Raw genomic sequence first — 14,257 nt, 5'->3', positions numbered from 1 at the left:
AATCTTTTAATGTTTACTACAGGTCTGTCTGAGGGAGTTTCAAGGTGTCCCTAACAAAAAAAAAAAGAACGTCAATCAATCAACTTGGGTCGTTCTAAACAATAAAAAGTCGCTAATAAAAGTCGTTTTTTACTATACAAATTTCTGAAATCATTTTATAGTTTTAAGATATGCTAAAAACAAGGTAGGGATTATGATGATAAATTTTTTAATTGATCGTTTTGAAAAGAGACAACAAAAAAGTTCAGATATTCGAACAGCGTTTGGGATTTTTGCCGGAATCGTTGGTTTATTATCCAACTTGCTGCTTTTTATAAGTAAATTATTGATTGGGTTGATTTCCGGCAGTGTATCGATCATGGCAGATGCGATGAACAACTTGTCAGATACAGTATCATCTGTTTTGACCCTAGTCGGTTTTTATATTTCTGGGAAGCCGGCCGATGAAGAACATCCATATGGTCATGAACGGTTTGAATATATTAGCGGTATGCTGGTTTCATTGTTGATCACGTTTGTAGGGTTTCAGTTTTTTATGACCTCTATCGAACGAATCAAAGATCCTCAAAGTATCAAAGTAACGCCTATTATCCTGATTATTTTAGTCCTATCGATTTTGATCAAAGTCTGGCAAAGTGTTTTTTATCAGCGAGTCGCTAAAAAAATTGATTCAAATACATTAGTTGCAACGGCTAAAGATAGTTTAAATGACGTATTTACAACGATTGCTGTTTTAGTTTCAGCCACAGTCGAAGGAATTACTGGATTAAAAATCGATGGAATCGTCGGCTTGGTGATTGCGTGTTATATTATTTTTAGCGGCCTTCAGTTGATTCGGGAATTTGTGAACGAATTGATGGGATTACGCCCTAATCAAGCAGCAATCGATGAAATGAAGCTATATTTATCATCTGTTTCGGAAATCGTAGGTTATCATGATTTGCTGATTCATCAATATGGGCCAAGCAAAACATTTGCTTCAGTGCATATCGAAATTGATGACCGTTGGGACTTAACTAAGGCTCATGAAACAATCGATGAGATCGAAAAGAAATTTAAAGAGCAGTTAGGTGTGGATCTGGTTTGTCATATCGATCCAGTAAACTTACATGATCAAAGGCAGCAGTTTATTCATCAAGAGCTGAAAAAGATTATTAAAGGAATCAATAGTGAATTAAAGGGACATGATATTCGTTTGGTGGATCACGGTGGAAAGCCGCGTATTTTATTTGACTTAGTTGTCCCAAATCATTTTAAGGCAACCGACCAAGAACTAAAGATTCGTCTACAAGAGCAAGTCTATAGAAATATTGGCGATTATATCGTAGAAGTGACCTTTGATCATAATTATCTATTGTAAATATATTCTAAAAAAAATGAAAATAGTATGTAATAAAACCTTTTTCTCAAAAAAATATATAAAACATGATGTTTTATCTAAAAAAATGAAAAAATATCGACTTCTAACGTGTTAACATAGATATGGCTTGTTAGGAGGAGTTATAAAAATGGATAAAAATTTAGTAATGGTTCTATATTTTTTGGTTGTAGTGATCGTCGTTTTAACATTAGTGATTGTCAGGGATAAACAATTTTTACAGAATTTATTGGGAAAAAAAGAGATACAACAAGAAGAAATCACGGACTTGAAGTTAGAAAAAGTTCGTTTAAAACATATAATAAGGATGCAAGATGAAACGATTTCTCACATGTTGACAGCAGATACTCAGTATTCTAAAAGAGTAGGGATTGGTTATTCAAGCAGAGATAATCTAGAAGAGCCTGGAATTCAAGAATGGCACTTGGATGAGTTTGAAACTATGAATCGAGATTATTATCAGTAAAAAAAGCGGCGAAGGGCTGACTCAAGTAGTTATCTCTTAGTCGCTTTTTTATTTTCAAAAGTACATGTGAGGGTTGCTTAAGCTTTTCCTTGTATGTGACTCTATAAAATCCTATACTAAAATAAAAAAAGGGGGATGTTGAATGGAGACTCAGCTGATCGTATTGGGGTTTGTTATACTGATTATTTTGATTATTATTGTAATGGAAATTTACAACCGTTTAAAATTAAGGGAAATGGTCAAAAGTAAATGGGGAACATTTCCTAATGCACGTTTTTTTGATAAAGAAGAAAGTTTAAAAGTAGCGTGGCAAAAGGCTAAAAAATACAGAAATTACGACAGTGAGATCGATGATATTACTTGGTATGATCTAGATGGGTTTGCCTTATTTGAACGAATCAATGGGACGTATTCAAGTGTTGGTTCGCAAGCCCTGTATCAACGATTACGTAATTTCAACTTCTCTGAACAAAGTCATGACCGTTTAGAACAATTGATCGATTACTATAAACAAAATCCTGCTATTCGAGAAGAAATTCAATTTCAATTTGCCTGTTTAGGTAAACAAGATAATAACCATGTAGAAAGTTATTTAAGCGAAACAAGAAGTCAGGAATTACCCAATACCAAATTATATTTATTTTGTGGATTATTGCCGATAGTGGCGTTAGTTTTATTATTAGTCTGGCCAACGACGCTATCAATTGTATTACTTTTAGGATCGGTATTATTTAATGTTATCTACTATCAGATAAAAAAAGAAAAACTACAACGTGAATTGACTTGTATGGGATATCTAGTTCAAACAGTCGTTTGTGCAAAAAAACTAGGGAAAATAAAAACGCCTTTTCAAGAAGAATTAACTAAAAATCTTCAACCACTCGCTTCAATGACTAAATTTGGTATTTCTTTCAGGATGAAGTCCAATAGTGAAGCTGAGATGATGTTTGATTATTTAGCAATGATTTTCATGTTGCCATTTATTTCATATAATTTTGTTCTGGAAAAATTGACAAATTATGAGATTCAGGCAAAAGAAATGTGGCGTTTACTTGGAGAATTAGAAGTTGCAGCAGCTGTTCTAAACTTTCGAACGATCATGCCTGATACCAGTCAACCAGTCTTTTCAGATGAAATTGTCGTGACTGGAACAGAAGTTTACCATCCTTTATTAGCAACAGCTGTACCAAATGAGGTACATTGGACAAAAAACACCCTTGTAACAGGTTCTAATGCTTCAGGCAAGTCAACCTATGTCAAAAGTGTAGCGATCAGCTGTATCCTCTCTACAACGATTCACACAGCTTTGGCTACAAAGTTCCAATTACCATTTGGGCATATCTTGACCTCAATGGCTGTTGAAGATGATATTTTTGAAGGAGATAGTTATTTTGTGGCAGAAACTAAATCAGTTAAACGAGTGCTGGATTTTGCCGAAACGAATATCCCTTGTTTGTGTTTCATTGATGAAATATTAAAAGGCACGAATACGATCGAACGGATAGCCGCTTCATCTAGTATGATCCATTGGTTAAATAATTACCCATCACTCGCTTTTGTCGCGACGCATGATATCGAACTAACAGAAATTTTAAAAGAATCGTGTGACAATGTTCATTTTGAAGAGCAAGTAACCAAAGAGCAAGGAGTGACATTTGATTACCGTTTGAAACAGGGGCCTGCAACCACAAGAAATGCAATTCAGTTGTTACATGTATTAAATTATCCAAAAGATGTCGTTGAACAAGCGAAAAGAGAAGCTGATTATTTTGACGAACATCGGACTTGGCAAACGTTATAATGACTATCAAGGCATGGGCAGCTATTAAAGTTGCGTGTGTCTTTTTTTTGAACAACCAAAAAAGAGGAGAAAAGCGAAATATTTTTTATGAAAGGACAATCTTGTTAAAATGAAGAAAATCAATGGTCTAAGAGTTTCTTTAATAGTTAAGGAGGGAGAGATGAATTTTTTAATAGTTTAGCATATAAATAATTGACAATCACAATTTATGAGCGTAGCATATGTCATTGTTTGTGGAAAAAAACATATTTTTTTCTGAAAATAGGATAGAAAAAATCAGAGAAGGAGAGAGGAAAAAAGTGGACTATTTGAAACGATTGTTTATCGGGAAACCTTTAAAATCTACTGAAAACGATGAGCATAAATTAAGTCGATTTGCGGCTCTTGCGTTATTGTCATCAGATGCCTTGTCTTCGATTGCTTATGGTACAGAACAAATCGTTGTTGTACTCGTTACGTTATCTGCTGCTGCCATATGGTATTCGTTACCGATTGCTGCTTTTGTTATTATTTTACTTATTTCATTAACGTTATCTTATCGGCAAATCATTCATGCGTATCCTCATGGCGGCGGAGCCTATGTTGTCAGTAGTGAAAATTTGGGAAAGAATGCAGGGCTAGTGGCTGGCGGATCATTGTTAGTTGATTATATGTTGACAGTTGCCGTTTCCGTCTCGGCAGGAGCTGAGGCAATCATTTCAGCGGTACCTGCTTTGTATGGTCATCAAGTAGCAATTTCGATCGTTATTGTTTTACTGATCATGTTGATGAATTTGCGTGGGCTAAGAGAATCTGCTGGTTTTCTGATGTTTCCTGTGTATAGTTTTATCGCTGTGATTACATTGTTGATTGCAACAGGCTTATTTAAAATCGTTACGGGTGCCGTACCGTTACATGCAACCGCAATACCTGGAACAGTTGTGCCAGGCATTACGATCGCCTTGATTCTGCGGGCATTTTCTTCTGGATCATCTTCATTGACAGGAGTTGAAGCAATTAGTAATGCGGTGCCATTTTTCAAAAAGCCTAGAGCAAAAAATGCGGCAGGTACGTTAACATTAATGGCTGCAATTTTAGGGTTTTTCTTTGTCGGAATCACATTTATCAACTATTGGTATGGGATTGTTCCGCAAACTGAAGTGACTGTGTTGGCTCAAATCGGAAAAGCGGTCTTCGGTCAAAATATTCTTTATTATGTACTGCAGTTTACAACGGCGTTGATTTTAGCAGTGGCTGCCAATACGGGATTTTCAGCTTTTCCAGTGCTCGCATATAATTTAGCGAAAGATAAATTTATGCCGCACATGTATATGGATCGTGGGGATCGCTTAGGCTATTCAAACGGGATATTGACTTTGGCTGCCGGTTCCGTTGTGTTGTTATTGATCTTTCAAGGGTCAACGGAACGATTGATTCCACTTTATTCGATCGGTGTATTTATTCCATTTGCGCTATCTCAGACGGGGATGGTCATTAAATGGCGGAAAGAGACTAAAAAATGGTTGTCAAAATCGATTGCCAATATTGTTGGAGCGTTGATTTCTTATGGCATCATCGTTATTTTGTTCATGTATCGATTGGGTGATATCTGGCCGTTCTTTATTATTATGCCCGTTTTGATTTTTGTTTTTTACAGTATTCATGCTCATTACCAAAAAGTAGCCGAACAACTGCGCTTAGAGGAAACGGTTAAGCAACAGGAATTTTATGGTAACACGGTCATTGTTTTAGTTGGAAATGCGACGCAGGCAAACGTAGGTGCAGTGAATTATGCTCGTTCGATTGGTGATTATGTCGTTGCGATGCATGTATCGCTAGATGAGAATGTCGAAAAAGAAAAGGAAATTGAAGCAGAATTTAAACAACATTTTCCTGATATTCGTTTTTCAGTCGTTCATTCTTTTTATCGTTCCATTACGAATCCAATTCTCCGTTATGTAGATTTGGTAAGTAAAAATTCAGCGAAACGAAATTATACAACGACGGTCTTGATTCCGCAGTTTGTCCCTAATAGGCGCTGGCAAAATATTCTGCATAATCAGACGAGTTTACGTTTACGTCTACGATTATCTTGGCGGGAAAATATTGTCGTTGCGACCTATAGTTATCATTTGAAGAAGTAATAACAAAAGCAGGTAAGAATTTTTTAAAATTCTTACCTGCTTTTTCTGTTAGCTTTTTTTATGAATGTTTACTCGCAGGATCTAATCGGCGTTCGATCATGCCTAATACCCAGTCAGTAATGATTGCCATTAAAGCTGTCGGCAATGCTCCGACAAGGATGATGGCTGTCCCGTCTGTTGCATTCGTTCCACGAATAATAATATCACCAAGACCACCGGCACCCACAAAAGCACCGATTGCTGTGATTCCGATTGCGACAACTAAAGCATTACGAATCCCTGCCATGATTACGGAAACGGAAAGTGGCAATTCCACCATATAAAGTCGTTGCCATTTCGTCATACCCATTCCTTTACCCACATCTAAAATATTTCGATCGACTTGGATCATGCCTGTATAAGTATTTTTGATGATCGGTAAAAGAGAATAGAGAAAGACGGTGACAATAACAGTATTTACCCCAAGCCCAAGACCTAGCATCAAAATCGAAAGCATAGCCAAGGAAGGAACTGTTTGGATCAAGTTTGCGATACTGACGACCCAGCCAGCCATTTTTCTTCTGCGAGCTATGAAAATGCCAATCGGTATTCCAACGATTGCGGCAAATAGGACACCGTAGATAGAAATTAGAAAATGTCGGACAAATTGACTCAAAACATAACTGCCGTTTTGCTCAAAGTAATAGAAAAACTGTTGCAGTAAATTCATATCTTGTAGATTCTGCATTATTTTCCACCTCCGTCAGATTCGAAGAAATGGTGTTCTTTTAAGAAATTTTCCGCAACTGTTTCAGGTTCCATTAAATCGTTGTCTGCTTGATAATTTAGTTTTTGCATAGTCTCTGTTGAAATTTTTCCTGATAGCTTAGCTAGTACATCATTCAATTCAGGATGTTTTTTAAGCACTTCATCAGTTGCAACAGCACAGGCATCATAAGGCGGGAAGAAGTGCAGGTCATCTTCTAAAATAACCAAATCATAACTGCCGATTCGGCCATCTGTTGAATAACCTAAAACGACATCCATCTTATTAGCGGCAACAGCGTCATAAACTAAACCGATCTGCATCGGGAAAACGCGTTTGAAATCAAAACCATATGTTTCAGTAAAACCTTTATAACCGTCTCCTTTACGGTCGATCCAAGAAGTATCCACACCTGCGGTCAGTTGATCGCCAACTTTTTTAAGGTCGCTGATGGTTTTTAAATTATATTTTTTAGCGGTTTCTTGTGTGACCATAAATGCATAGGTATTGGCAAATCCATAAGAATTAAACCATTTTTGCTGAAATCTTTTTTGAAATTCTGATTGCACTACGTCGAACGCTTTTTTAGGATCTTTGATTGGTTCCAAATTTAACGTCGTAGTCAAATCCGTTCCAGTATAACGGGCAGCTGAAATTTGCGCATCCCCGTTTATCATTGCTTGATGGTTGATCGTTGTAGTAGCTAAATTGTTGATGATCGTTGTTTTTTCATCTGTATAATGTTCGATCATGCCAGCAACTAAGCTTGCTAATATTTGTGCTTCCGATGTGATTCCGCCTGTGATGGAAATTGTAGAGTCATCAGAGTTAGAAGCGAGTCCTGGTAAAGAGCAACCTGATAATAGCAGTGTGCTACAAAATGTTATGAGTAATAATTTAAATTTTCGTTTCATCATTCTGCCTCCCTTAATGCTTTAGGAGTTAATTTCTTCTCTAACAGGCCTAATAATAAGTCTGCAGCTAAAGCTAAAATAGTAACAGGAATGGTTCCAGCAAAAATCAAGTCAGGTTGATAATTATTTAGTCCGCTGAAAATAAAGTCTCCAAGACCACCTGCACCAATGTAAGAAGCAAGTGTTGCCCAAGCGATCACGTATACTGCAGCGAGTCGAATCCCCGCCATGATCGTCGGCATCGCGATAGGCAACTCAACCATGAAAATCGATTGTACATTCGTCATGCCCATTCCTTTTGCGGCATCTTTATAATCAGAACTTACTTCTTTGATCCCAATATACGTATTTCGTAAAATAGGCAGCAAGGAATAAATAAGTAGAGCAATGATCGCTGGAATTTTACCAACACCAAAGATCGGGATCATCAACGCAAGTAGTGCTAATGAAGGAACCGTCTGTAAGGCACTAGTCAAACCAATAACAATGGCCGCTGTTCTTTTTGTTCTAGTCAACAAGATTCCAATCGGCACTGCAAACAAAATTCCTAAGATGAGTGCAACACCAGAAATAAAAATATGCTCACCAATTTTAGTAACAAGTTCATTTCCTCTTTCTAAAAGAAACTGATTCATTTTATTACACCTCCGCTTGAGGCTGTTTGACATCAGTTGATTCTGTTTCGCTTGTAGTTGGAGCTGATTCTTCTGATTCTTCTTCACCCCAGATAACATCGTAAACAATGTCTACTAAAGAAGCGCGAGTTAAGATACCAACGACTTTTTGTTGGTCATCAACAACTGGAACATATTTCAGTCCGCGTTTTAAAATTCGTTGCAAGGTATCGCGTAATAAAGACGATTTTTTTACAAAGAAGACTTTTGGATTCATGATATCACTGACACTTGTGGCAGTATTTCTACGGCGGTCAAGCGTTTCAACATCGATAAAGCCTTTTAAGACACCAGCACCATCAACTACTAAGAGCGTATCAACACGTTTTTCTCTCATTAGTTTGATTGCTTCTGACAATGATTTTTCTGGTGTGATCGTGATGGCGTTGTTTAGCATCACTTCACCAACTGTTGTGATATCTGGTTTAGCCTGGATCAAGCGGTCTTCACCGATCAATTCTTCGACGAATTCATTCACTGGATGACGTAAAATATTATCCGGTGTATCAAATTGAATGACTTTTCCTTCACTCATGATTGCGATTCGGTTGGCTAATTTTAGCGCTTCATCCATATCGTGGGTAACGAATACAATTGTTTTTCCTAAACGTTCTTGTAAATCTTTAACTAAATCCTGCAAAGAATCCCTTGTGATCGGATCTAAAGCGCCAAAGGGTTCATCCATCAAGATAATATCTTGATTCGCTGCAAGTGCTCGAACAACACCAATTCGTTGTTGTTGACCACCGGAAAGCTCATTTGGATAACGGTCGAGCATTTCTCTAGGTAGTTCGACTAAATCGATCATTTTTTCGGCAATTTTATTCCGTTCTTCTAGGTCGACTTTTAATAACTTAGGTACAAGGACGATGTTTTCTCTGATCGTCATGTGTGGCATCAAGCCGATATTTTGAATAACGTACCCGATTTTTCTGCGTAATTCTACTGGATTGATGGTTTGAATATCTTCACCATTAATTAAGATTTTTCCTTTTGACGGATCAGTCATTCGATTGATCATTCGCATAGAGGTTGTTTTACCACTACCGCTGGTTCCGATAAAGCAGATAAATTCACCTTTATCAAAAGACAGATTGACATCATCTACAGCGATTTTACCGCCTTTGTAAATTTTTGAAACATGTTGAAATTCGATCAACTTTCTCACCCCAAATTCTTTTTTCTGTGTCTCTTTTCTTAAATGATTGCAGTGTTTCCTAATAAACGTTTCTACTACTAGTATGCTACAAAACAACGATTTGGACAAATCAGATGTTTTTTCTATCATTTTCAAGCAAAAATAATGAAAAAATCAGCTGATTTTAATAACAAATAAAAGGAGAAAGTAGGGCAAGCTCAATGAATTGGCTATTATTCTATTGACAATAGTGAGAAACCTTAGTATATTGTTGACTAGCATCTACTATTTTATGAATAATAGGGAGTGAAAAGGAGAACGAAATGGAAAAAATTGGTTTAGGTTATTTGGTATGTAGTTTAATTTATTTATTTTTGTTTTATCTTGTTTCAAAGAAAAAGGAACGTTATCGGAAATTTGTCTTAACGGGGTTTGTTATTATTCAGTTTATTTACTTGGTTTGGCGTTTGCTTTATACGATTCCTAGTGGGAATATTGCTGAAATGATCGCGGGAAGTTTATTGTATTTAGCATAATTTATGGGGTTTGTTCAGGCTTTTACGTTGGTTATCTTGTTTTGGAAACCTTATAAGCGTGCTGAAAAATCATTGGATGAATTAGAAGAATTACCTACAGTGGATATATTGATTGCTACATATAATGAAAATATTGAAATTTTAGAAAGAACAGTTGTTGGCTGTTTATGGATCGATTATCCCAAAGAACTATTAAAAATCTATCTTTGTGATGATGGGAACCGCTCAATGGTGAAAAAGCTAGCGGAAAAACATCGAGTAGAATTTATTGCGCGTCCCACACATGAGCATGCTAAAGCGGGTAATTTGAATTATGCATTAACAAAAACCAATGGAGAAATCGTTGTGACGCAAGATGCTGATATGGTACCTAAACAAGAGTTTTTAAAACGAACATTGGGCTATTTTGCGCAGGAGAAGGTTGGTTTTATCCAAACGCCTCAGACATTTTTTAATTCTGATATTTTTCAACACAATTTATATTTAGATAGTGAAATCAATAATGAACAAGACTTTTTTATGCGTAGTTTAGAAGAAGGCAAAGACCAATTTAATGCGGTACTTTATGTAGGAAGCAATGCCTTATTCAAACGTAGCGCGCTTGATTCTATTGGCGGCTTTACGACAGGGGTTATCACAGAAGATATGGCAACAGGTCTGCTTCTGCAAAATAATGGTTGGCAAGGTGTGTTTGTCAATGAGGCACTTGCGTCAGGACTGTCACCAGAAACGTTGGCTGATTATGTAAAACAACGGGATCGTTGGGGCCGAGGCAATGTGCAAGTAGCTAAAAAATATACATTAAAAAAATTAAAAAATTTAACCTTTATACAAAAATGGTTTTATATCGATGGTGTGTTGTACTGGTATTCTGGGATGTATAAATTGATTTATTTACTTTGTCCGTTTTTATATCTAGTTTTCAATATTTCTAGTTTAAAAACAAGCTTAGCGCAATTGGTGATATTCTGGTTGCCTGCGTTTCTATCTGGCAGCTTGATGTATAAATCGGTTGCTAGGAAAAAATACAATTCTTTTATCAGTACTATTTATGAGTTAGTTACTGCGCCCCAAGTTTCTTGGGCAGTTTGGAAAGAAACACTTTTCAGCCCTAAAAAGAATAAAAAATTCCATGTAACAATCAAAGGGATACAAGGAGAAAAAGGGTATTTTGATTGGCGTAACTGCAAAGTGCAAATTTTATTATTAGGAGCAAATTGCTTCGCATTGATTTATTATATTTTACAATTAGATCTGCGTTATCTACAGTGGCAGAATATTTTTTCTATTAATATTTACTGGCTATTGTACAACATTATCAGTTTGACTGTTGCGGTATGTGTAGCGTACGAGCGTCCACGTTTACCAATGATCATTCCTGTAGATTATCAAGGGAAATTAGTTAAAGAAGATCAAGTGATTCCAGTTCAAATCAATTGTTTAGGTGAAAAAAGTGTCACGATCACGGCTATTCAACAAGATCCATTCCTAAGTACATTATTGAATCAAGAGGAAGGAATTCTTTCGTTTCACAATATAAAAAATGTAAAAATGGTTCGATCGCGTATTATTAATTTAGCAGGAAAAGTTGAGATCACATTCAAGATACAGAAATTTTCACGCAAGAATCACTATCGTTGGTTAGGATTGATTTACTCTGATCCAAAATATGGAGTCGGTGATATTCAATCAATCAGAATTAAGTTTTACACGATTTTTAAGTATGTATTCAAAAATAGAAAAGATGCACAAAAAAATCAACAGTTATTGTCATAAAAGGAGCCAATTAAACGTATGAAAATAAAGAGAATAGTTATTATGTTAGCTTTTATAGTTGTTGTTTTAACTGGATGCGCAAAGAATGCGGATCCTAAAGATGTTGCTACAGCTTTCATCAATAATGTGATTTATGATAGAGAGAAGGAAGCTGCAGAAAAGTACTTTTATCAATTAGATGCGCCGAGTCAAGCAGATTTGGTGCAAGATTTCTCCGAATTATTCGATATTTCAAAAGAACAAGCAAAAGAATTGGTGGCAATCTATCAGGAACGTTTAGATAAAGAAACCAGTTTTTCTATAAAAATGAAAGACAGCAACTCCAATAGACAAGAAGCACAAGTGACGATTAAGGGTCTAGATCAGACCACATTTGATCAGACGATCGAGCAAAAAACGGATGAAGAATTAGTCAGATGGTTAAAAAATAAAGGCTATGATACAATCGAAAAGTTAGATGACATCGACAAAATTTCTGATGAAAAACAATTAAATGGGATATTAAAAGAATTAAACGCAATAACCGACAAAGACCTTAATCAATTTCAATTTGAAGCACTAAAAAAAGCGTTTAAAAACTTGAAAGCAGCGAAAAAACCTAAGACGATTCATTTAGAATTAGAGCGGGATAATAAAGAAAAAAAATATTGGATCATTGTAGATGAAGAGAAACGTTTTAATGAGCTGCTGGATGCTTTCCAAGGATAACCATGGTAAAGAAATATGTTGATTAAGGAGAAGTTAGAATGAAAAAATTTATAGTATTTTGCATAGCTCTTTTGATGATCGGTATCGGGACGACCCGGACAATAAATACCGCAGATGCTGCATTTTCCAAAGACGAAGCTGTTAGGGAACGTTTTGCTTTAAAAAGAGAACGGTTAGCCGAAGTCGTGTCAAAAAAAATCGCACATGTTGAAAATTCAATCAAGAAAAAGCTAAAGACACAAGAAGCAAAGAGAGATCAAAAACAAAAAGAAGAAACAGTAAAAAAAACAGAAGCAAAAAAAGTAGAAGAAGATGAAGCCTTCAATCAGACTATACCCCAAGAGGCAGAAAAAGCTCCGTCTGCAACTCAGGAGGGGATAGAAGAGACACAAATCCCCAGTACACCAGAAAATGTAGATGAAGCCGATGCGGTTTCTGGCGCCTCAGCTAATGGGCAAGAAAGAGGACAAAAAAATAGAGAGTGGGGCGAACAGTTGGGTGATCCTAATTTGACACCAGAAGAGCGTCAAGGTATCATTCAAGAGAAAAAGAATTACAACCGCAATAACCACGGATAGAAGGCTGAAAAACATTTTATTCCAAAGCGCAAAGTACTTTGGAATAGGGCTGATTTTTGATTGTTCATAGAAGTTAGACTTTACTTTTATTGTAGAACTCTTTTTTCTAGAAGAATAGCAAATGGATGTAGTCATGATTGCTCTTTTCATAGCCGTTTATTTCAGTGGACATTTAGAGTAATAGCGGGTAATTTGTCAATCAAAACTGTGATAAGGGGATTGAGCGATGAGGGCTTCCAGCCAATTTAAAAAAGGTGCTTTAGAAATGTGTGTGCTTCATTTTATTCAAAAAGAAGATAGATATGGTTATGAATTAACACAACGAGTGAATCAGTTTATACCAATTACCGAAGGGGCGCTTTACCCAGTTTTGCGTCGATTAGTCAAGGAATCTTATTGCGATATTTATACCAAAGAATCACCAGATGGTCCTTCCAGAAAGTATTATAAAATGACAGATAAAGGAACAGAATATCTGGAAACTTTAGAGCGTGATTGGGATGAATTCGTTGAACAAGTAAGTAAACTGAGGGAGGCAGATTAGTGCAAACGATGGAAGAATATTTAAACCAACAGAAGTGATTTTCTTTATACCAAAAGGAACGATTCTCGACGATTTTCATTTAGGCTTGAGTCGTGGAGATCTGCGTTTATTGGATATTCAGACAAAGAACTTTGATTTAGACTTGGTTACAGGTGATGTTTATGCTAAAAATATTATTGCTGATGAAGGTAATATAAGCAGTGATTATGGTGATGTGATCATCGAAGAATCTGCAATGAATTTAAAGGTCAAAAGTGACTCTGGGAAAACGGTCATCACGGGTATGCTAGGTGACTTGAGTATTGAGGGGGACAAAGGACTCTCTATATTAAAATTCTTACGTTCGGATAATATTGTATTAAACAATCATTCAGGCCGTATGATTTTAGAAGATTCTGAAACAAAAAAACTTGCAGCAACTGCAACGAATGGTCAAGTAATCATCAAACGAACAAAAGGTGATCTCTTGATGGTCAATGAAACGGGGAAAATTGTTTCAGAAGAAAACCAAGGAACATTAGAGTTGAAAAATGGATCTGGTCCAACGATTGCTATCCAAGAAAACAAAGTCAATGCAACTGTTTCTAGTCAGTCTGGGTTTATCAAATGGCTGCAAGATCCAAGTCAATCCGTTAAGATTACTGCAAAGACAGAAACTGGGGAATTAAGAAATGATTTTGTAGATGCACCAGATAACGCCAAATATACCATTGATGTGAAATCTAAAAATGGAGATGTCAAAATCTTAGAAAAAGTTGAATAAAGTCAGCAAGATATATGATAAAGAAGGAGAGCTGGGCAAAACAGTGCAAGTTTTGCCCAGCTCTCCTCAGTAATGAATACGGAAAAAATAAAAGCATACTGTGTGTTACAAGC

The 14,257-nt window shown here is 36.2% G+C and carries 14 protein-coding genes; 10 read left to right on the top strand and 4 right to left on the bottom strand.

Annotated elements, in window-relative coordinates; genetic code table 11:
* The first annotated feature begins 196 nt into the window (after positions 1-196).
* The 4 genes from IGL98_RS14310 (at position 197) to IGL98_RS14295 (ending at position 5,768) form a co-directional block, all read left to right on the top strand.
* Positions 197-1,360 (top strand): cation diffusion facilitator family transporter, encoded by a 1,164-nt coding sequence (locus IGL98_RS14310; RefSeq protein WP_206841746.1) that lies wholly within the window; start codon positions 197-199, stop codon positions 1,358-1,360.
* A 148-nt stretch (positions 1,361-1,508) separates the two neighbouring features.
* The gene (locus IGL98_RS14305) at positions 1,509-1,844 is read left to right on the top strand and encodes a hypothetical protein (protein WP_206841749.1); all 336 of its coding nucleotides are present in this window, start codon (positions 1,509-1,511) and stop codon (positions 1,842-1,844) included.
* Positions 1,845-1,986: 142 nt separating this feature from the next.
* Positions 1,987-3,645, top strand: a complete 1,659-nt coding sequence (locus tag IGL98_RS14300; RefSeq protein WP_206911673.1) for a MutS-related protein — start codon at positions 1,987-1,989, stop codon at positions 3,643-3,645.
* A 299-nt stretch (positions 3,646-3,944) separates the two neighbouring features.
* Positions 3,945-5,768: an amino acid permease gene (locus IGL98_RS14295; protein WP_206911672.1), complete on the top strand. Its 1,824-nt coding sequence runs from the start codon at positions 3,945-3,947 to the stop codon at positions 5,766-5,768.
* A gap of 58 nt (positions 5,769-5,826) precedes the next feature.
* Here the strand turns inward: IGL98_RS14295 and IGL98_RS14290 are convergent, their stop codons facing one another.
* From IGL98_RS14290 to IGL98_RS14275, 4 genes are read right to left on the bottom strand one after another with little or no spacing between them, the layout of a single operon-like run.
* Positions 5,827-6,495 carry an ABC transporter permease gene (locus IGL98_RS14290; protein WP_069638931.1) on the bottom strand — a complete coding sequence of 223 codons (669 nt, stop codon included), beginning with the start codon at positions 6,493-6,495 and terminating at the stop codon, positions 5,827-5,829.
* Positions 6,495-7,430, bottom strand: coding sequence for an osmoprotectant ABC transporter substrate-binding protein (locus IGL98_RS14285; protein WP_277989043.1), 936 nt, complete (start codon positions 7,428-7,430; stop codon positions 6,495-6,497). Before IGL98_RS14285 ends, IGL98_RS14290 begins: the two co-directional genes overlap by 1 nt.
* Positions 7,427-8,062 carry an ABC transporter permease gene (locus IGL98_RS14280; protein ID WP_069646389.1) on the bottom strand — a complete coding sequence of 212 codons (636 nt, stop codon included), beginning with the start codon at positions 8,060-8,062 and terminating at the stop codon, positions 7,427-7,429. Before IGL98_RS14280 ends, IGL98_RS14285 begins: the two co-directional genes overlap by 4 nt.
* A gap of 4 nt (positions 8,063-8,066) precedes the next feature.
* Positions 8,067-9,260, bottom strand: coding sequence for a betaine/proline/choline family ABC transporter ATP-binding protein (locus IGL98_RS14275; RefSeq protein ID WP_206841759.1), 1,194 nt, complete (start codon positions 9,258-9,260; stop codon positions 8,067-8,069).
* A 302-nt stretch (positions 9,261-9,562) separates the two neighbouring features.
* On the opposite strand from IGL98_RS14275, the gene IGL98_RS14270 reads away from it, so the two are divergent.
* From IGL98_RS14270 to IGL98_RS14245, 6 genes are all read left to right on the top strand, one after another.
* Positions 9,563-9,775 (top strand): hypothetical protein, encoded by a 213-nt coding sequence (locus IGL98_RS14270; RefSeq protein ID WP_206911671.1) that lies wholly within the window; start codon positions 9,563-9,565, stop codon positions 9,773-9,775.
* 3 nt (positions 9,776-9,778) lie between these two features.
* Positions 9,779-11,551, top strand: coding sequence for a glycosyltransferase family 2 protein (locus tag IGL98_RS14265; protein ID WP_206911670.1), 1,773 nt, complete (start codon positions 9,779-9,781; stop codon positions 11,549-11,551).
* A 42-nt stretch (positions 11,552-11,593) separates the two neighbouring features.
* Positions 11,594-12,259 (top strand): hypothetical protein, encoded by a 666-nt coding sequence (locus tag IGL98_RS14260; RefSeq protein WP_242590102.1) that lies wholly within the window; start codon positions 11,594-11,596, stop codon positions 12,257-12,259.
* A gap of 38 nt (positions 12,260-12,297) precedes the next feature.
* Positions 12,298-12,837, top strand: a complete 540-nt coding sequence (locus tag IGL98_RS14255) for a hypothetical protein (protein WP_206911668.1) — start codon at positions 12,298-12,300, stop codon at positions 12,835-12,837.
* 226 nt (positions 12,838-13,063) lie between these two features.
* A complete protein-coding gene (locus IGL98_RS14250) occupies positions 13,064-13,381 on the top strand; it encodes a PadR family transcriptional regulator (RefSeq protein WP_206841767.1) in 318 nt (105 codons plus the stop codon).
* On the top strand, positions 13,377-14,144 hold the full coding sequence (locus tag IGL98_RS14245; RefSeq protein WP_430605066.1) for a DUF4097 family beta strand repeat-containing protein: 768 nt from the start codon (positions 13,377-13,379) through the stop codon (positions 14,142-14,144). The genes IGL98_RS14250 and IGL98_RS14245 overlap by 5 nt, the downstream gene beginning before the upstream one ends.
* The last annotated feature ends 113 nt before the right edge of the window (positions 14,145-14,257 follow it).

Origin of the sequence: Enterococcus sp. DIV0840 (assembly GCF_050527835.1) — a bacterium.
Lineage (GTDB): Bacteria > Bacillota > Bacilli > Lactobacillales > Enterococcaceae > Enterococcus_L > Enterococcus_L ureasiticus.
This window is presented reverse-complemented; position numbering and strand designations above follow the sequence as displayed.

What these genes read in the sequence shown, in the direction of transcription:
- IGL98_RS14260 (WP_242590102.1), top strand. Translation starts at nt 11,594, where the DNA reads ATGTTAGCTTTTATAGTTGTTGTTTTAACTGGATGCGCAAAGAATGCG.
- IGL98_RS14255 (WP_206911668.1), top strand. Translation starts at nt 12,298, where the DNA reads ATGAAAAAATTTATAGTATTTTGCATAGCTCTTTTGATGATCGGTATC.
- IGL98_RS14290 (WP_069638931.1), bottom strand. Translation starts at nt 6,495, where the DNA reads ATGCAGAATCTACAAGATATGAATTTACTGCAACAGTTTTTCTATTAC.
- IGL98_RS14310 (WP_206841746.1), top strand. Translation starts at nt 197, where the DNA reads ATGATAAATTTTTTAATTGATCGTTTTGAAAAGAGACAACAAAAAAGT.
- IGL98_RS14280 (WP_069646389.1), bottom strand. Translation starts at nt 8,062, where the DNA reads ATGAATCAGTTTCTTTTAGAAAGAGGAAATGAACTTGTTACTAAAATT.
- IGL98_RS14270 (WP_206911671.1), top strand. Translation starts at nt 9,563, where the DNA reads ATGGAAAAAATTGGTTTAGGTTATTTGGTATGTAGTTTAATTTATTTA.
- IGL98_RS14285 (WP_277989043.1), bottom strand. Translation starts at nt 7,430, where the DNA reads ATGATGAAACGAAAATTTAAATTATTACTCATAACATTTTGTAGCACA.
- IGL98_RS14305 (WP_206841749.1), top strand. Translation starts at nt 1,509, where the DNA reads ATGGATAAAAATTTAGTAATGGTTCTATATTTTTTGGTTGTAGTGATC.
- IGL98_RS14300 (WP_206911673.1), top strand. Translation starts at nt 1,987, where the DNA reads ATGGAGACTCAGCTGATCGTATTGGGGTTTGTTATACTGATTATTTTG.
- IGL98_RS14250 (WP_206841767.1), top strand. Translation starts at nt 13,064, where the DNA reads ATGAGGGCTTCCAGCCAATTTAAAAAAGGTGCTTTAGAAATGTGTGTG.
- IGL98_RS14265 (WP_206911670.1), top strand. Translation starts at nt 9,779, where the DNA reads ATGGGGTTTGTTCAGGCTTTTACGTTGGTTATCTTGTTTTGGAAACCT.